Here is an 18,438-nt window from a genome sequence, read left to right as displayed (position 1 = left end):
TGTACCTCGTTTTTCTCAGCACACCCCTTTTTTTCACCAATCCCCCTTTATGAGACGCAATCTTTACGCCTCTGTAGCCTTAGTGCCGCTGGCAGTTTTGTCAGCACACATGAGCTGGGCGCAGGGCACCACCACGTCGGCAATGAACGGTGTCATCACCGACAAGTTGGGTGAGGGCTTGCCCGGGGCTACGGTCATTGCCGTGCACACGCCCACCAACACGCAGTACGTGGCGCCTACTAACTCGGAAGGTCGCTTCAACCTGCAGAATATGCGTGTAGGGGGGCCCTACACCATTCGGGTGTCTTTCGTAGGCTATAAAGAGGCCGTGCGTGAAAACATCTTTTTGACCTTAGGTCAGAACCAGCGCCTCGATATCAACTTGAGTGAATCAGAGCAAACGCTGGGTGAAGTAGTAGTAACTGGTCGTCAGGATCCGGTTATCAACGCCGGCCGCACCGGCGCAGCTACTACGGTGCAGCGTGAGCAGATCGAACGCCTTCCTACTCTGAACCGTTCGTTTAATGACTTCACGCGTCTCACTCCCTCGGCCAACGGTCAGAGTTTTGGCGGTCGTAGTGGTGCATTCAACAACATTACTATCGACGGGGCGATTTTCAACAACTCGTTTGGTCTTTCATCTACAGTAGGTGGCCAAGCTGGGGCGCAGCCCATCTCGCTAGATGCTATTGACCAAATTCAGGTAAGTATTGCGCCTTTCGACGTTCGCCAGGGTTCCTTTACAGGAGCTGGCATTAACGCCGTAACCCGCTCGGGCACTAACAAAGTACAGGCGTCTATCTATGGTTTTTACCGTGACCAAAACTTGGTAGGTAACAAGGTAGGTGATGTAGAATCGGATTATCCTAAGTTTGATCTTAAGAACTATGGCTTCCGAGTTGGTGGTCCCATTATCAAGGACAAACTATTCTTCTTCCTAAATGCGGAGAAAGAAACTCGCAATGACCCACCCAGTGGCAACTTCATTGCGCGTCGTCCTGGTCAAACACCTGAGCCTGGTGGCAACTCGCAGACTTCCCGTGTTTTTGCGTCCGACCTGAATACGCTTAGCACTTTCCTGCAGGAGAAATATGGCTTTAATCCTGGTAGCTACGAGGGCTACAAGCAGCGCTCGAACAGCGAAAAAGCAACGGCGCGCTTAGACTGGAACATTTCCAATAACCACCGCCTGAACATCAAATACAACTACCTCCGTTCGTTGTCAGATGTTCCACCTAGCACTTCTAATGCTATTGGCGGGGTTCGGGCACAAACCCAATTTGGTCTTCCTTTCTTCTCGTCGTACTATACTATCAACAACAACCTCGACTCCTATATTGCTGAGTTGAACAGCACGTTTGGAAGCCGATTCTCCAACAATTTCACTGCTGGTTACTCTCGTTTCCGTGACTTCCGTGAGAGTTCCGGTGGCATTTTCCCGCTGGTTGATATTGGTAATGGCGACAACTTGAGCACGGGTAACAACTTAGCGGCCATTACTGCTAGCAACACGCTTACGTCGTTTGGTTACGAGCCGTTCTCGGCTTTCAACATTCTGAACTCCGATGTGTACCAGTTCGGTGACAACTTCACCGCATATCTAGGTAAACACAACGTGACGGTGGGTACCTATAATGAACTGTACGAGTTCAGCAACGGTTTTGCGCCAAACTACTACGGTAACTACCAGTTCAACTCTCTCGCCGACTTCTATGCTTCGGCTCGCACGGCGGAGGCTCCAAATGGGTACGCCATAGTGAATGGTGTTCCTACCCCGCGTGCTACCGGTGCAGGTGCACCTCCTTTGCAAGGCCCTCAGCGCTACCAGTTGCAGTATTCGACTAGTCCTGATGGTTCCTTCCCATTCGCGGTGACAAAGGCAGCCCAATTCGGCCTGTATGCGCAAGATGAATGGTCACCACTCAATAACCTCAAAATAACCGTCGGCATCCGCGGTGACCTGCCGGTTATCTACTCCGATATTGCTCGCAACGAAAACGCAGCCAATCTAGTCTTCCGTGATGGTGTACGGTTAGAGACGGATAAGCTTCCTAACCGCACTGTGCTACTTTCTCCTCGAATCGGCTTCAACTGGGACCCGAACGATGATAAGAAAACACAGGTCCGTGGTGGTACGGGCATCTTCACTGGCCGTATTCCTTTCGTGTGGTTGTCTAACCAAGCAGGCAACAATGGTGTGCAGTTCGGTTCTTTCGACCGCCGGGGCGCAGTAGCTACCACTACGGGCACCACAACAAACCCGAACAACTCTGTTTTCCCCTTCGATCCGAATGTAGATGCTTACCGTCCGGTTGGTGGAGCTGCTAACACCCAGTATAACTTGGCTGTTACTGACCGAGACTTTAAATTCCCGCAGGTTTGGCGTTCTAACATCGCCATTGACCAGGAATTGCCCGGTGGCATCATCGGTACGATTGAGGCCCTTTACACCAAAGACCTCAACGCCGTGTACCAGCAGAACGTAAACCTGCCTGGTACTGAAGCTGCACCTTTCGCCCGATCCAACGGTGCTGACACACGTCCAATCTTCTATACCTTTAGCGGCACTCCGTCAAACGGCGTAGTTGTATCCACGGCTAATAACCGCATCTACGGCTCTGTACCGGCAGCGCAAGGTGGCAACACGGCAGCTCGTCCGAATATCACCGATGCTATTCTGATGAAGAATACCAACAAGGGTTATTCGTACTTCGTGACTGGCCAGTTGCAGAAATCATTCGCCGGTGGCTTCTACGCCAGCGCCGCGTACACTTACTCGGACGCTCGTTCGGTGAATGATGGTGGCTCAATTGCTCAGTCTATCTGGCGCGACCGTCAGGTATCGGGTGACCCCAACGCCAATGTACTAGGCTATTCAAACTTCCTGCAGCAGCATCGAGTAGTAGCTTCGGCTTCGTACCGTCGGGAGTACCTGAACCACTTGGGTACGACTATCTCGTTGTTCTACGAGGCTGCTCCAGCTGGGCGTTTCAGCTATGTGTACTCGGGTGACATGAATGGTGATGGCCAAAACGCCAACGACCTGATGTACATTCCTCGCAACCAGAGCGAAATCAACTTACGTCCAATTACTACCAACGGGGTAACATACAGTGCAGCGCAGCAGTGGGCTGACCTGGATGCTTATATCAGCCAAGACAAGTACTTGAGCAAAAACCGTGGTCAATATGCTGAGCGTAACGGGGCATCTCGTCCGTGGCAGAATCGTTTGGATGTGCGACTGTTGCAAGACATCTTCACCAACATTGGTCAGAACCGCAATGCGTTGCAGATCAGCATTGATATTTTCAATGTTGGTAACCTAATCAACTCTGACTGGGGCACTTTCCAGACGGCTAACCGGGTAAACCCGCTGACTTGGGCTGGGTACAATGCGCAGGGTCAGCCGGTATTTGAGTATCGTTATCTGACGAATCCCGCTACTACTACCACTGGAGGCGTTACTACCGTGGTAACGCCCGGAACCCCGCTGTCGAGAACTTTCCGCGACGACACTGGTGGTATTGGTTCACGCTGGCAGGCTCAGGTAGGGCTGCGCTACCTGTTCAACTAATTTTCAGCCACTTATCCACCTAAAAGTGGGCTGCCGATATCGGCAGCCCACTTTTTTTTACCCGTTTACTTGTAGAATCGAAAACCTACCGTACTTTTGCCAAACCAAATACAAAAGGTTGTTTGGTATTAACTGTGTCTTGGGGGATTAGCTCAGCTGGCTAGAGCGCTTGCATGGCATGCAAGAGGTCATCGGTTCGACTCCGATATTCTCCACTGCTACTCATAATTGATGAGTGGTTTTTACCTGTCGGGGGATTAGCTCAGCTGGCTAGAGCGCTTGCATGGCATGCAAGAGGTCATCGGTTCGACTCCGATATTCTCCACTCCCATTTATAAAAGCCTGACCTGCCGGTCAGGCTTTTTTGTTTTAAGCTTTATCTACTTTTTGATAGTGAAAAAGTAGAAGGCCGCTTCCATTAGCTGGAAGCGGCCTTCGTGTTATTAGGAGGCTAGCTATTGTTTATACAAATAGCCCTTCTACTGAGAGGTACCGCTCGCCGGTATCGTAGCAGAAGGTAAGTACGCGCCCCCCTTGGGGTACTTCAGCGAGCTTCTTGGCAACAGCGGCTAGGGAGGCGCCGGAAGAAACACCAATGAACAGCCCCTCCTCCCGCGCTGCGCGTCGGGCGTACTCAAAGGCTTCCTGCTGGCTTACTTGAATGGTGCCGTCCAGTATTTCGGTGTGTAGGTTATCCGGGATGAAACCTGCTCCAATGCCTTGGATGGGGTGCGGACCTGGCGCGCCGCCGCTGATAACGGGCGAGAGTTCCGGCTCCACGGCAAAGGTTTTCATCTGGGGGAAGTGAGGCTTCAGAACTTCCGTTACGGCCGTGATATGGCCACCGGTGCCTACCCCCGTAATGTGAAAGTCAAAGCCCTCGGGGGCATCACGCAGGATTTCTTGGGCAGTGGTTTCAGCGTGCACTTTGATGTTGGCGGGGTTGCTGAACTGCATGGGCATCCAGGCGCCGGGCGTATCACGCACCAGTTCGTGGGCTTTTTCAATGGCGCCCTTCATGCCTTTTTCCCGGGGGTAAGCTCTAGGTTAGCGCCGTAGGCAGCCATCAGGCGCCGGCGCTCAATGCTCATGCTTTCGGGCATCACCAACGTCAGCTGGTAGCCTTTTACGGCCGCTACCATGGCCAGGCCCACGCCCGTGTTGCCTGAGGTAGGCTCCACAATCATACTATCGGGCGATAGGATACCGTCTCGCTCGGCCTGCTCAATCATGCTTAGGGCAATCCGGTCCTTGATGCTGCCGCCGGGGTTGGCGCGTTCCAATTTGACCCAGACCTCCACGTCGGGGCGGTGGGCGAACAATTTGTTCAGGCGCAGCAGCGGCGTGTTGCCGATGGTATCCAGAATGGAAGTGGCTTTCATGGTAGTTAAGAGAAGTAAGGAGGAAAGAAGAAGCTCGCTACTACAGTCTAGCATAGCGACTGCTAAGTGGCAAACTGATGAAGGTTCGTTAAATCGAAAAGGTGATGTCTTCGGTGGGGTCTTGGGAGCGGGTGACGTGGATGTGCGCCTGGTGGTAAACGCGCGAGTGCGAGGGTACACTCTCAGTTAGCCACACGTTGCCGCCAATGATGCTATGGCTGCCTACCGTGGTGCTGCCGCCCAAAATAGTGGCTCCGGCGTAAATCACGACGTTATCTTCGATGGTAGGATGGCGCTTGATGCCCTGCAAATGTTTGGCTACGCTTAAGGCTCCCAATGTCACGCCCTGAAAAATTTTGACGTGGGCCCCAATTACGCAGGTTTCGCCAATGACCAGGCCCGTGCCGTGGTCGATGCAGAAGGAAGGCCCGATGCGGGCGCCGGGATGGATATCAATGCCCGTGCGCTGGTGGGCGTATTCGCTTAGGATGCGGGGTACGCGGGCAATGCCACGCTGATGCAGCCCGTGGGCGAAGCGGTGCATGGCAATGGCGTAAAAGCCCGGATAGGTTGCTACTACCTCAGCCAAACCCTGGGCGGCCGGATCGGCGGCCAGAATAGCGGCGGCATCCTGGAGCAGCATAGCACGCAGAGCCGGCAGGGAGTTCATCAGGCTGCCGGCCAGTTCGGCTGCGGGTTCGGGCGTGGGCACGGCCCGGAGCAAGGTCGTCAGATCGTTCTGGAGTTGGTCGAGGGTAGCAGCTACGGCATCAGGGTTGCGCAAGGGGCGGGCCGAGCGCTCCGGGAACAGCACCTGCAACAGGTGTTCGGCTAGCTGGCAAAAGCCCTCGGCAGGCAGGGGCACCGCCGTGTGGGCATGGGCCTGGGTCAGGGCCTGAATAAACTGGTGGTTGGCAGAAAGCATGGGCAACGTGGGCCTGCGAGCAGGCGGCAAAGCGGCGGGCAGCACCGAGCCGCGACATTTTTCAACCGCCGACGGGACGGAAGGTTTAGGATTCGGGCAAGGTAGTAACCCAGCCCCAATTGGTCGCGTTAGCAAAGCAGTTACCCCTCCTTCACTTTACCTTTCCTTTCTCATGGCTGATACCACCATCACTAAAGTTGATTCCCGCTTCTCCCCTACTGGCGCCGATGGCGAAAAATACCTGGCTTCTGGCGTACACGTGGCCATGCGCCTCTGGGAAGACGAGCAGCCCAGCGAGGCCAAAGAGCCCAGCGCCCGCCCTTACGAAACCGTTGGCTATGTGCTGAAAGGCCGGGCCGAGCTGCACATTGAGGGCCAAATGGTGGTGCTGGAACCTGGCAACTCCTGGGTAGTGCCCAAGGGCGCCTCGCACACCTACAAAATACTGGAAGCCTTTTCTGCGGTGGAAGCCACTACCCCGCCCGCTCAAGCCCACGGCCGCGACGAGGAGTAATTCCTACTAGCAGCTATACCAACGGCCTCCACTGCATAGCGCAGAGGGGCCGTTGGTATTACACTGGTCTGCCGTGACTTATTTAATCAGCTCTACTCGATCAATTCGGTCCCCAATGTCGAGGCGGCTGACAACATCCATGCCTTGTACTACCTGCGCGAAAATGGTGTAGCGCCCGTCTAGGTGGGGCGTGGGGGCGTGAGTGATAAACCACTGGCAACTCTCGGTGTCCTTGCCGGCCGAGGCCAACCCCACGGCCCCTTCCCCGTAGCGCACATCAGCAAACTCGGAGCGTAGGTTGTAATCGGAGCTACCCCAGCCGTCGCCGCGGGGGCAGCCGCCCTGGGCCACAAAGTTGGGCACGACGCGGTGAAAGTTTTTGCCATTGTAAAAGCCCTGCTGGGTAAGCTCCACAAAGCTAGCCACCGAGCCGGGGGCCTGCTCCACCAGCAAGCGTAGCACCACGTCGCCTTTGCTGGTACGTACCGCCACCCGCTGCCCGGCCGGAATAGTGCTGACGAGGGCCCAGTCAATGGGGTGCGTAGCGGCTTTGGCTACGGGGGCAGTAGTGGCGGGCTGGTTCTGCAGAAAGTCGATGGTTTGCTGCAAGGACTGCCAGGCCTCCAAATCTCGGGGTAAGGTTAGTTGGTCGCGGGCCTGAATCAAGAAATCAGGGCTAGGCAGCAGCTTGCGCAGGTTCAGCTTTGGGTCGCGGATGGCCTCGGCGGCCGTGCCCATTACGGCTACATCTCGGCTGAGCACTCCCTGGCGCAGGGCCAGGGCCAGATCGGGGTAGCGGCCGGCCGGGAAGGTAGGCTGCCGGCTCATAGCTACCAGGGCCTCCATGCCGTAGGTACCCACTACCAGGGGTTGCCCTGGGGTGAAGGTGGCCCGCTGCACGAAGTCGAATGCCGCCGGGTCTTCGCCCAGAGCTTTCAGCAAATAGCCTTTCTCGTAGGGGTCCGGGTGGCAGCGTAGCGTTCCTGCACTGCCCCCCGGATGGCAGCCTGCTCCGGGCTGGACTGGTGCAGGGCAGCCGCTAGCAAGGTGGCCCGCACCCGCCACTGCTCCAGCCGGTTGGCTTTCTCCAAAAACACGGAGCCAGGCTCATTCGTGGCGTGGGTTAGAAAGAATTCGGCGGCCGACAAAGCTACCTGGGCGTTAGGATCCGTCAGGGCCTGCCAGGCGGCTTCCTTTACTGGGGCGTACATCTGCGCATTCATGGCCCGCAGCGCACTCACCCGCACCTGGTAATCTGGGTCGCGCCGGGCCAGGGTGGCCAGCAGAACTGGCACGGTGGGCGCGGTGGCGGCTTTGCTGAGGGCAGCCGTAACGGCGCTCCGCACCGCATAGTGGGCATCTTGCTGGGCCACCGTGCCAAGGGTAGCGGCATAAGAAACTAGGTTGATGCCGCGGGTGCGGGCCAGGGCATTGGCCGCAGCCAGCCGGGCGCTTACCGGGTTGCTGCGCCCTACCAGCTGCACCAGCCGGCTAACGGCTGCCTCCGAAGTCAGGCCCCGTAAGCCGGCCCGGTATAGGCCCCAGGCTTGCCCACTGAGGGCGGCCGTGTCGGTGGCCAGCGCGGGGGGTAGGCGGGTGAGCGTCAGCAGTCCGGCCCGGGAGGTGCAGCGCCCCAGGGCCTCCAGCACGTAGCGGCGTACTACCCCGTCGGACTCGGCGCTGATGCGTTGGGCAAGGCCAGCTTCCGCCGTGGAATCAGCGGTTTGCCCCAGGGCGTAGGCGGCTGCCCGTCGCACGGTAGCATCCGCATCTTCGCGCAGCCGGGTGAGCAGTGGGGAGGTAGCCTCCTTGCTTTGGACTGAGGCCAGGGCTTCGGCGGCGGCGCGGCGGTAGGTGGCCTCGGGGCGGCTGAGGTAGGGTAGCAGCGCGGCCGCGCGGCGCTCATCCTGGGCCGTGGCAATGCGACGCAACACGCTGTCGGCGGCAAACTGGTTGAGGGCAACCGGAGTGGTAGAGGAAAGAGTATGGGGCGCGCAGGCAGTAAGCAAGTAGCCGCTGGCCGCTGCTGCGGCAGCGGCCCGGCACAGGGCGAAGTAGGTCATGGTCGGCCTAAGTTAGAAATTGCAATGACAAGCAACTACACCGCGGCCATCGGCATCTGCATGGTACTGGCCTCTCTACCCATGCCTGCTATGGCCCGCTATTTCCGCATCAGCATGTAGGGAAACCTATTTATAGTAGCATCTTTACGGCAACACTACCTTATCCATGCCCGGCTCTAAATCATTCCTACTGGCCTGTATTCTGCTGCTGAACGCGGGAAACAGCTGGGCCCAGAGCCGGCCACAGGAGCCTTTGCCCGCCGGCTCCACGCAGAAGGAGCTTACTGTGCGCGTAACGCTGCCAACCGTTGTAGGCGTCATTGGGGAGTACGCGGGCATTCTTTCTTCTCGGGAGAAGGGCAAGCTCAAAACACTTGCTACCCCTAGCAAGGCCCGCACCAGCAATCCGGTGTTGATTCTGACCATTCCGCTGCCCAAAATCTGGGCCGACCGCAAGCCGAAGTAAACCGACCAGGCAGCTTGCTTTTCTTTGTCTGACTTCTACCTTTCACCCCTCTTCCGGCCCTCTCCGAACTGCTTTTGCCCATGGATCTTAATGCGGACGTGTTGTTGAGCGTGGTGGTGGCGTTGTTTATCGTGCGCGGGTTGCGCCGGTTTCTGGATTTGCCTACTCGGCTGCCTCGCATCAACCGCCTGCTCAACTGGATCTGGGCTCCGGGCCTGGCCCTGTTCGTGGTGGCGCGGGCAGTGCACTGGAAGTCCGACCAGCTGGATGAGCTGTATATGCTCTTTGTGCTGGGGGTCGTAACAGTTATCCTGAGCAATTTGCGCCACTACCGGCCCGCCCGTACGCTGCTGCTGGCCGTGGCTCCTTTCGTGCTGTATTCGGTTCTGGAGTTGCTGCTCCCGGCCCTGAGCAGCAGCATTCTGGAGGAGTACGACGACACGTTTGAAAACTCCAAGGGCTTTGCCTTTATCTGGTTGTTTACGTTCCTGCTCATTGCCCGCAGCCAGAAAAAGCAGTTGGAAAAGGAGCGGTTGGAGCGGGAAGAAGAGGAAAAAGCCCGCCAGCTGATTGCGGCCCACAACCAGGAGCTGGAGCGGCTAGTTGCCGAGCGCACCGCTACCCTCACCCAACAAGCCGAAGAACTGCGCGAAGCCCTGACGGAGCTAAAAACCACTCAGGCTCAACTTATTCAAGCCGAGAAAATGGCTTCCTTAGGCGAGCTGACCGCCGGCATTGCCCACGAAATTCAGAACCCGCTCAACTTCGTCACTAACTTTTCTGATGTTAGCGCAGAGCTGATAACGGAGCTGGAAGAAGAACAGCAGCGCCCTACCCGCGACCCGGAGCTGGAAGCCGAACTGCTCGTTGACCTGAAGCAAAACCTATTGAAAATCACCCACCACGGGCAGCGCGCCGCTAGCATCGTGCGGGGCATGCTGGAGCACAGCCGGGCCAGCACCGGCGAGCGGCAAGCCACCAACCTGAACGGGCTGGCCGACGAGTACCTGCGCCTAGCTTACCACGGCCTGCGGGCCAAGGACAAGAGCTTTAACGCTACCCTCGTCACGAACTTTGACCCCAACCTTGGAACCGTAGAAGCTGTGTCGCAGGACGTGGGGCGGGTATTACTCAACCTGTTTACCAATGCGTTTTACGCCGTGCAGAAACGCAAGGAGCTTAACCAGCCCGGCTACTCCCCATCGTGACGGTGAGCACGCGCCACTTGCCCAACGGCGACGTAGAAGTACAGGTGCGCGACAACGGCATGGGTATTCCGCGGGCCGTAGTAGACAAAATATTCCAGCCATTTTTCACTACCAAACCCACGGGTGAGGGCACGGGCCTGGGCCTTTCCCTGAGCTACGACATCATCACGAAAGGCCACGGCGGCACGCTCACGGTAGAAACCACCGAGGGCAGCGGCACTACGTTTATTATCACGCTGCCGGCCTAGGCCCGCGCGGCGGCTTCCCTTCCTCCTTCCCGATTCTGCTAGCTTTGTTTCCGATGAAAATTCTGGTTGTAGACGACGAAACCGACGTGCGGACGCTATTTGAGCAGCGCTTCCGGCGGGAAATCCGTAGCGGGGTGCTGTCCTTTTCCTTTGCCTACTCCGGCGAGGAAGCCCTAACCTACCTGCACGAGCACGCCTCAGAAGTAGTGCTGATTCTGTCCGACATCAACATGCCCGGCATGAGTGGCTTGGAGCTGCTCAAGCACATCAAGCAGGAGTACACCGCGCCCCCGCCTCCCGCCTCGCCCCTGGTCATGATGATTACGGCTTACGGCGACACGGAAAGTCGGGAGCAGGCCCTGGCCCTGGGCGCCAACGACTTCCTGACCAAGCCCGTAGATTTTGCGGCCCTCAAGGACAAACTTCTCGTACTGGCTAGCCATGAAAACTAAGATTCTGGTTGTGGATGATGAAGCCGATTTGGAGCTTCTCATCAAGCAGAAATTTCGGCGTAAGATCCGGGAGAATGTGTACGAATTCGTGTTTGCCAGCAATGGGGAGGAAGCCCTGACCAGCGTGCGCAACCACCCCGATCTGGACATCATCCTCTCCGACATCAACATGCCCGTGATGGACGGGCTTACGCTGCTTACCAAGCTGCAGGAAACCAACCCGGTGCTGAAAACGGTCATGGTATCGGCTTACGGCGACATGCAAAACATCCGCACGGCCATGAACCGGGGCGCTTTCGACTTTGTCACGAAGCCCGTGGATTTTCAGGACCTGGAAGTAACCATGGAGAAAACGGCCCACCACGTGCAGCAGCTGCGCCAAACCCTACGAGCCATCCAGGAAAACAACATTCTGAAGATGTACGTGGACGAGACGGTGCTCAACTTCGTCGGCCGCCCCGATTTTGAGAACACGCTCATGGCCAGCGAAACGGTGGAAGCCACGGTGGTTTTCATCGACATCTGCGGCTTCACCTCACTTTCAGAAGTACTGCCGGCTTCGGCCGTAGTAACCATGCTCAATACCTACTTCGACCAGATGGTGAAGGAAATTATTGCCCAGGGCGGCTACGTGGACAAGTTTATGGGCGACGCCGTCATGGCCGTTTTCCGGGGCGAATACCACCTCGACCGCGCCGTGGACGCCGCTCTGGCCGTGCGCGCCGTGGTGCAGGCCAACCAGCATACCCTGCCCAACGGCCAGGCTTACCAACCCGAGGTCAGCATTGGCATCAACACCGGCGAAATGGTATCGGGCAACATCGGCTCAGCCTCGCTTAAGCGCCTGGATTACACCGTTATCGGGATAATGTCAACGTCAGCCAGCGGCTGCAGTCCGTGGCCCAGCCCGGGCAGGTAATTGTTACGGAGGCTACCTACCAGCACCTGCGCGAGTCGTTCCAGTGCCGGCCCATCAAGGAAGTAACCCTGAAGAACAAGGCCCAACCCGTCATGATTTACGAGGTAGTGGCCTAGCCCTTTCCGGTTCTTGCGCCGACGTTGTCCTGCCAGCAGGTTTTCCAATGCTAGCAGGACGACGTCGGTGTAGTATTACCTAAATATTTATATTCGAAGGCGGCAGGCAACTGATACTGAAACGGGCTCATCCTTTACCTACTTATTGCCTTCACTTATAGAATATTGCGCATGAAACGCTTCTTAATCGTACTGCTTGGTTTGCTGCTAGGTGGCTCGGGGCTGCGGGCCCAGCAGGCTACTACCCCCAAGAGTTCCAGGCGTACTCGGCCGGGATGCACGCCAAAATCAAGCCCCTGACGGCCGCCAAACAGTATCAGCAGGCGCTGGTTTTGTACGGGCAGTGGCACCAGGCCTATGATGCTCTACCCCAACCTACCAAGCAGGAGTTCCGCGGACTGAAGGCCAACCTGTACTATAACGAAGCCTGCTATAATTCCCTGGCCAAAGACCGGGCCACCGCGGTAGCCAAGTTTCAGGGCGCCGTAGCAGCTGGCTATCAGAACTACGCCCACGCTAGTTCCGATACTGACCTTGATTTTATCCGGGCGGACGAAAGGTTTCAGCGGGCTTTGCTGGCCGTGCGGGAGAAGGGCGACTACCGCTACATTCTGCAACAAACGCAGGGCTACGCTACCCAGGGCGGCCCCGCGCTACCGGCTTTCCGCTACCAAAGCGCCGGAGAAGCGCACTTGGCTCAGCTGCGCAAAACGTATAAGCTAGACTCGATTGCGGGCGCCGGCACAGACGTATCGCAGATGATTAACCTGATGCACTGGGTGCACGAGCTGGTGCCCCACGACGGCAACCACGAAAACCCGCGCCTGCGCAACGCCCAGGATTTCATTACGGTCTGCCAGCGGGAAAAGCGCGGGCTAAACTGCCGGGGTCTGGCCACGGTACTGAACGAGGCCTACCTGGCCATGGGCTTCAAGGCCCGCTTTATCGGCTGCCTGCCCAAAGACACGGCCGATGTGGATAGCCACGTCATCAACTCGGTGTACTCCGTGAGCCAGCAGAAGTGGCTGTACATGGACCCTACCCACGACGCCTACGTGATGAACGAGCAAGGCAATCTGCTCAGCATTGAGGAAGTGCGTGAGCGGCTGCTCAACGGCAAGCCCCTGCTGCTAAACCCCACCGCCAACTGGAACCACAAGCAAACCACGACCAAGGAGGAATACCTGTACAGCTACATGGCCAAAAATCTCTACCAGCTAGAAACGCCCGTGAGCAGCGAGTACAACGCCGAAACCCGCGCCGACGGCAAGCGCATCGAGTACATCCGGCTGGTGCCGCTCAGCGCCAAACCACAGCCGCTCAGGGCTATGCAAGTCAACAAGACCACCCTTACCACCTACGCCACCAGCAATGCGGCTGCGTTCTGGCAGAAGCCCTAAGCACTGCTCTCCTCAGGCCTGCACCTTTTCGTTTTGCAGGCGCAGGCGCTGGCAGAGCACGCGCAGAATGTTACGTAGCACTTCGCCACGCTCCTCCATCACGTCGTAAAAGTCTTCCTGATCTAGGCGGAAGGCTACCACCGGAGTTTGCGCTACAGCGGAGGCCGAGCGAGGCTCCGCATCGAGCAGAGCCAGCTCACCGAAAAAGTCGCCCTTGCGGAAGGTAGCCAGCTGCTGGGAGCCAGTAAAGATGCCCACCTCGCCCTCGTGCACGATAAAAAGCGAAGTACCCAGGTCGCCCTTGGCGAAAATCTGGTGGCCCGCCGCAAACTCCACCTCCTTCATGATGGGCACAATGCTGCTGAGCACGTTGGCCGGGGTGGCCGCAAATAAGGCGGTACGCTGCAGCACGGCTACCCGCTCAGTGGCCGGTATATGCGCGGTGGTAGTAGCGGAATGGCTCATAAGCGAAGAAGCAAGGTCAGGGTGATGGGCCAATAAGTGTGTATGCGCAGCGGGTTGCTGCTGGGTCAGCCGGGCCAGCATGCCCAGCGCCGTTTCCCGGATTAGCAGGTTAGGGGTGTGCAGGTGAGGTAGCAGCAGGGTTGCCGTGGTGGCAGTGGGCTGCCAGTGTTGCAAGGCCAAACTGATGGTCCAGTCGGTGAAGGCGGCTTCTCCCCGCTGGATAATGGTAATGGCCAAGGGCTGCGGAGCGGCGGGCGGGCCCAGTAAGGCATCAAAAGCGCGGGCTTTTTCCGCGACGGTGGCTACCTCCAACAAGGTTTGCAGGCCCTGGTACACGGGCCGCGGAATCAGGTTGTCGAGTACCTCCAGGGCGTTGGCCTGCCGCTCCCGGGTAGCGTGAGCCACGCCGCGCTGGGCATCAGCAATGAGGTGGGGCGGGTACAACTGCTGGAGCAACCCGAATATTCGCTGCTGCACGCGGGCTACCTCGTAATCCAGGCTGGCTCGCACGGCTTTGTCGTGAGTGGCGGCCAAGCCGTGGAGCAGCTGTTGGGCGAGGCGCAATTCCTCCTGTACGAGGGCTTGAAAAATGGGCGCATCGGCGGGAGTTGGTGCAAAGCCCCGTAGAGCCCGCAATGCCGCCTCGCGCCGGAACAGGTGCGGCTGCCGGGCCAGTGTTACCAGCCCCCGCCGGCTGGCCGGCAGCCGCAAGTGCCCGCACAACTGCGCTACCCGCCGAATAGTCGTTTCATCGGTGCTGGTTTGCAAGGTTGCTAGCAGCTCCGGCAGGGCCTGCTCCCCCAAAGTAAGCAGAGTGTCGGTGGCTGCCGCGCGGGTTGCTTTATCGGCCAGGGCCGCAATGTGCGTCTGAATATCCGCGGAAGTTACTACCGCTTGGGTTCCATTCAGGGGCGCTTTCTCCTTGATGTCCAATCCATCTTCCGCCGCGCCAAACCGGCGACTAACGGCATGTTGCAGCTCAGCCAGGTAGTGGCCGTAAGTGCGGTGCAGGAAGAACAGAGCCACCAGCACCAGCAGGCCCATCCAGCCGAAGGTAAGGCCGCGCTGGTTAGGCAGCAGAAACAGCAGCACCCCAGCTAACCCCATGCCCAGCGGCTCATACAAGCCCTTGGCCAGGGTATGGGCTTCGAGGCGCTCCGCTGCGGGCAGGGGCTGAAACAGCACCAGAAACACCGGATCGAAAACGGCGCGACGCAGCACTTCCAGCGTGATAAACAGGCCGCAGAAATACAGCACCAGCGTATCGGGTGCGGCGGAAGGCAGTAGGCCAAACAGACCCAAGCCAGCCAGTAGCACTGCCGGCAGGGCCAGTAACACCCCGCGCACCCCTACCCTATTCAGTACCTGACCGGTTAGCAGCAGCTTTACCACCAGGGCCAGCAAGTAAGCCACAGCCAGCACGCCGCCCACGTAGCGCATTACCAGGGCCTGGTCGTGGAAGCGGTGCTTTACATTCACAAAAAACGAGTACTCAATGCCCGTAGTGACGGCCGCCAGCGCCAGCATGCTCAGGCACATCGTCAGGACCAAGCGGCTGCTCCCGAACCAGCGCTGCAGGCGCGGGGCCACGGCTTCGGTGCGCAGGGCGCGGGCCGCCGAGCGAGCTTCTACTAAATGGGAGCGGTTGGTTTGCTGTAACACCAGCAGAGCGCCCATGTAAGCTCCAAAAGCAGTCAGTAGCAGCCACAACAGCTCCGTATGATGATGAATCAGGATGGCTAGCACGGCCCCGAGGGCCTTGGCGGGCATGTCGCCGGAGCTGATGACACTGAACAGGCGCCGGCCCTGGCGCACATCGAACACCACCGCCGACACCCCCCAGAATTCCAGGTTAGTCAGCAGGTAAATCACGCGGTAGCCCGCCATAATCACTACGGCGGCCAACACGGAGTGGCCCACCGCCACCAGCACACCCAGCACGGCCGTGAGGGCTACTACGGCTAGCAGCACTCGCACCGCTACCCGTTGCAGCCCCAGGTGGTGCTCAAAGTGGGCGTACAGTTTGCCGGCTGCAATCATGAGCACGGCAGCCGCGCCGTAGGCCAGGGGCAAGTTGCGCTCCGGGTGGTTTTCCAGCAGAATGACGTTGGCCGAAACGTACACCAGAATGGTACCGATGCCCAGCAGGAAGTTGTGTAGAAAGAACAACCCCACCGTGCGGCCTTCCTCAGGACGAATGCCCAATAACTGCTGCCAGCGTGCAAGTAGTGTCATTCCAAATTCGAGGGTAAGAACTAGAAGCCGCAAGATAGAACCCTGGCGCGGCACAACATGGGTTTTTCGGGTGGTGAGTTTATATCGGAACAGCCGAAATCAGCCTAGTTGTCATTCCGAGTGCCGGGAGGAATCGGGGTTAATGGTTAAGAAGCTGAACCGGATTCTTCCTGCGCGCAAAATAACAGCGCAAAAGCACTGGCTTACGGCTCCACCAGCACCTTGGCCAGCACGTGCTCCAGGGCCTCGAACAGCTCCTCATTACCCTGTTGCGCGTAGGTACTCAGCGCGGCCTCAAAGCGGTTGATATCATACAAAAACGCCTTCAGGTTGTCGGGCGTAATGGCGTCGAAGTGGCGGCCGTAACCGAGCTTTTGCACTTGGGCGGCGTTCAGAAACTGCTCAAACTGCGCCGGAATGGGCACGGCGCAGATGGGCTTGTGCAAATACACGGCCTCGCTGATCAGGGAAAAGCCCCCGTTGGTTACTACGGCGCGGGCACTGGCCAAATCTTCTAGGAAGCCCTGCTCGCTGAAAGCCCGGAGTTGCACGTTGCCGTGGTTTTCCTCTTTGTTGAAGCCGTATACCCGAAACTCCTGGTCGGGCAGCTGCTGTAATTGGGCAATGAGGTCTTTTTGGGTGGTAGCCGATTGATACACCAGCACATGAGCGCCGCGCGTGGGCTGGAGCGCCAACACCTCGGGCCGCAAAATGGGCGCTACCAGCGTGGTGCGCTCCTTACTCAGAGGCAGGCGGAAGAAGGTGGAAACCAGGTAGTGGCGGCTGCCCGGCAGCTTGGCCCGCACAATCTGCCGGGCCAGGGCTAGGTTTTGTCGCTCCTGGGGCGGCACCGGCACATCTAGCTGGGCCCGACTGATAATCTGCATGTTATCAATGCTGATAACGGGTAGGCCCTTCCACTTGGCAAACAGAAAGCTGAACGACTCGAAATCGGAAATAACCACCTCGGGCTCGAAGTCGCAGAGTAGCTCCCGGTACTTGCGAAAGTTCACCCGCAAGTTCTCGGGGCTGAGCGCAGGGTAAGCGTCGCCGTGCGCGACTTAGACACCGTCAGGTCTTTGTAGGCCAGGTGAAAACCCCGAATTTCGTGAACCCGGCCGGGAAAGTTGGCCGCTAGCATGTGGTAGGCCCGCGAGCTGCTCACCACGCACACGTTGTGGCCCTGGCTAAGCAGGTGACCGATTACTACTTTGCTGCGGGTGGCATGGCCCAGCCCTTCGCCGGGCACTCCGTACAGAATATTCATTGCGTAACTCCTAATATGATGCAGCGAAAGTACTGCAACCGGGGTAGAGGTAGGGAAGCGGCGCCGATGAGTTGTGCACAAAAAAGCCCGACCAGTAGGCCAGGCTTTTTCTGCGCCATAAGGCCGTTAGCGGCGGCCCGAGGGCACACGGAACTGCAGGCCCAGACTCGGAATGAAGGTAAAGCCGCTGAGCTTGGTGGTTTTGTTGTTCAGCAGCTGGAACTCGCCATAGTTCTGGTAGTACACCGAAAGGGCCGGAATGACGTAGGCGTAGCGGTAGCCCAGCTTGGCATTAAAGAAGGCCCCGAAGGAGCTAAAGTTGCGCCGGGCCGTGGGCAGCTCCGGCACTTTGCCCGTCACGTAGCTGCTACCGGGGCCGTTGTAAAGGTTGCCCGGCGTGAGCCCGTAGCGCAGAAACGTATGCGCGTACACCAGCCCGTAGGAAATAGCCCCAATTTCCTCTTCCACGCCCAATGATTTGCTAAATACTAGTGGCACCAGCACATCATGGCGGGTGGCCTTGAAGCCGAGGAGCGTGTTCACATCATCCAGAAACGGGATGTTGGGCAGCTTGGCCCGCTGCGTGGCGTACTGCAGGCCGATGCTGCCGTAGGTGGCGCCCGCCTCCCGGCTGCCGGGGTTTTCGGGCGTGCCTGTGGGGCCCATAAACTGATACATGGCATCGAAAACGTGGGAGCCAAAGGCGTATTTGTAGCCCACATCGACGCGCTCAACAACCCCGTAGCGCAAGTAGAGGTCAGAGGATGGCCGCACCGGGTCGAGGGCGTAGGCAATGGCGGCCACCTGCAGCTTTTCCACCGTCTGGTTGTAGTTTACGGTATCGTTAGCCGCTTTATTGGCCAAGTTCTCGGCGGCCGATTTCAGGGTTGATCCTACCTTGCCAATGGTTTGGGTAGGAGCGTTAAAAGAAACGTTGCCGCCCACCCGGAACTCGCCCCGGGGCGTTACCTTACCCGTACTCACGATAGCGCGCGGGGCAGTGCAGGAGGCGGCAAACAGCAGGCTGGCCCCGGCGGCCAGGCTCAGGGCGGAGCGGAAGGAGGAGAAAAAATACATAGGGCAGAAAGGCTAGACGCGACGAATGCTGGCTCAGGGCCAAAACCAAGCCGAAAGTAGACAAAAGAGCCCGAGGTAGAACGCAAGCATGAGGAACACTGACCTGCTACGGGTTTCTGCCACTCTT

General features: G+C 58.2%; 14 protein-coding genes, 2 tRNA genes and 2 pseudogenes. 10 read left to right on the top strand and 8 right to left on the bottom strand.

The window, feature by feature from the left end:
• Nucleotides 1-49 precede the first annotated feature (49 nt).
• From MUN84_RS16350 to MUN84_RS16340, 3 genes are all read left to right on the top strand, one after another.
• Nucleotides 50-3,574: a TonB-dependent receptor gene (locus MUN84_RS16350; protein ID WP_244695094.1), complete on the top strand. Its 3,525-nt coding sequence runs from the start codon at nt 50-52 to the stop codon at nt 3,572-3,574.
• Between the two features lie 141 nt (nt 3,575-3,715).
• Nucleotides 3,716-3,789 (top strand) — tRNA-Ala (locus MUN84_RS16345).
• A gap of 36 nt (nt 3,790-3,825) precedes the next feature.
• Nucleotides 3,826-3,899 (top strand) — tRNA-Ala (locus tag MUN84_RS16340).
• Nucleotides 3,900-4,036: 137 nt separating this feature from the next.
• Here the strand turns inward: MUN84_RS16340 and cysK are convergent.
• Nucleotides 4,037-4,956 (bottom strand): annotated as a pseudogene (cysK, locus tag MUN84_RS24665) (cysteine synthase A).
• An 88-nt stretch (nt 4,957-5,044) separates the two neighbouring features.
• Entirely contained in the window at nt 5,045-5,881 is an 837-nt protein-coding gene (locus MUN84_RS16330) for a serine O-acetyltransferase (RefSeq protein WP_244695093.1), read from the bottom strand.
• Nucleotides 5,882-6,053: 172 nt separating this feature from the next.
• Here MUN84_RS16330 and MUN84_RS16325 point away from each other — a divergent pair, with 172 nt between their 5' ends.
• The gene (locus MUN84_RS16325) at nt 6,054-6,395 is read left to right on the top strand and encodes a cupin domain-containing protein (protein ID WP_188558863.1); all 342 of its coding nucleotides are present in this window, start codon (nt 6,054-6,056) and stop codon (nt 6,393-6,395) included.
• Between the two features lie 78 nt (nt 6,396-6,473).
• Here the strand turns inward: MUN84_RS16325 and MUN84_RS16320 are convergent, their stop codons facing one another.
• Both MUN84_RS16320 and MUN84_RS16315 read right to left on the bottom strand, forming a co-directional pair.
• Complete coding sequence (locus MUN84_RS16320; RefSeq protein ID WP_244695092.1) at nt 6,474-7,337, bottom strand: peptidylprolyl isomerase; 864 nt, start codon at nt 7,335-7,337, stop codon at nt 6,474-6,476.
• On the bottom strand, nt 7,331-8,458 hold the full coding sequence (locus MUN84_RS16315) for a HEAT repeat domain-containing protein (protein ID WP_244695091.1): 1,128 nt from the start codon (nt 8,456-8,458) through the stop codon (nt 7,331-7,333). The genes MUN84_RS16320 and MUN84_RS16315 overlap by 7 nt, the downstream gene beginning before the upstream one ends.
• Nucleotides 8,459-8,624: 166 nt before the next feature.
• On the opposite strand from MUN84_RS16315, the gene MUN84_RS16310 reads away from it, so the two are divergent.
• From MUN84_RS16310 to MUN84_RS16285, 6 genes and pseudogenes are all read left to right on the top strand, one after another.
• Nucleotides 8,625-8,924 (top strand): hypothetical protein, encoded by a 300-nt coding sequence (locus MUN84_RS16310; protein WP_244695090.1) that lies wholly within the window; start codon nt 8,625-8,627, stop codon nt 8,922-8,924.
• 80 nt (nt 8,925-9,004) lie between these two features.
• Entirely contained in the window at nt 9,005-10,132 is a 1,128-nt protein-coding gene (locus MUN84_RS24045) for a histidine kinase dimerization/phospho-acceptor domain-containing protein (protein WP_317238982.1), read from the top strand.
• Nucleotides 10,129-10,380 carry a sensor histidine kinase gene (locus tag MUN84_RS16300; protein ID WP_244695089.1) on the top strand — a complete coding sequence of 84 codons (252 nt, stop codon included), beginning with the start codon at nt 10,129-10,131 and terminating at the stop codon, nt 10,378-10,380. The genes MUN84_RS24045 and MUN84_RS16300 overlap by 4 nt, the downstream gene beginning before the upstream one ends.
• Nucleotides 10,381-10,433: 53 nt before the next feature.
• Entirely contained in the window at nt 10,434-10,832 is a 399-nt protein-coding gene (locus MUN84_RS16295) for a response regulator (RefSeq protein WP_244695088.1), read from the top strand.
• Nucleotides 10,822-11,867: pseudogene (locus tag MUN84_RS16290) on the top strand (adenylate/guanylate cyclase domain-containing protein). Before MUN84_RS16295 ends, MUN84_RS16290 begins: the two are co-directional and overlap by 11 nt.
• Before the next feature lie 275 nt (nt 11,868-12,142).
• Nucleotides 12,143-13,267, top strand: coding sequence for a transglutaminase-like domain-containing protein (locus tag MUN84_RS16285; RefSeq protein WP_244695087.1), 1,125 nt, complete (start codon nt 12,143-12,145; stop codon nt 13,265-13,267).
• Between the two features lie 12 nt (nt 13,268-13,279).
• On the opposite strand, the gene MUN84_RS16280 is transcribed toward MUN84_RS16285, so the two are convergent.
• From MUN84_RS16280 to MUN84_RS16270, 4 genes are all read right to left on the bottom strand, one after another.
• Nucleotides 13,280-15,967 (bottom strand): cyclic nucleotide-binding domain-containing protein, encoded by a 2,688-nt coding sequence (locus MUN84_RS16280; RefSeq protein WP_244695086.1) that lies wholly within the window; start codon nt 15,965-15,967, stop codon nt 13,280-13,282.
• Between the two features lie 203 nt (nt 15,968-16,170).
• Nucleotides 16,171-16,980, bottom strand: coding sequence for a glycosyltransferase family protein (locus MUN84_RS16275; protein ID WP_262920551.1), 810 nt, complete (start codon nt 16,978-16,980; stop codon nt 16,171-16,173).
• Complete coding sequence (locus MUN84_RS23120; RefSeq protein WP_262920550.1) at nt 16,977-17,234, bottom strand: glycosyltransferase family protein; 258 nt, start codon at nt 17,232-17,234, stop codon at nt 16,977-16,979. The genes MUN84_RS16275 and MUN84_RS23120 overlap by 4 nt, the downstream gene beginning before the upstream one ends.
• Nucleotides 17,235-17,360: 126 nt before the next feature.
• Nucleotides 17,361-18,311: a hypothetical protein gene (locus MUN84_RS16270; RefSeq protein ID WP_244695085.1), complete on the bottom strand. Its 951-nt coding sequence runs from the start codon at nt 18,309-18,311 to the stop codon at nt 17,361-17,363.
• Nucleotides 18,312-18,438 lie beyond the last annotated feature (127 nt).

The sequence above is a fragment of the Hymenobacter sp. 5516J-16 genome (assembly GCF_022919335.1).
Classification (GTDB): domain Bacteria; phylum Bacteroidota; class Bacteroidia; order Cytophagales; family Hymenobacteraceae; genus Hymenobacter; species Hymenobacter sublimis.
The sequence above is the reverse complement of the archived record's forward strand: the minus strand, read 5'-3'. Positions and strand labels throughout refer to the sequence as shown.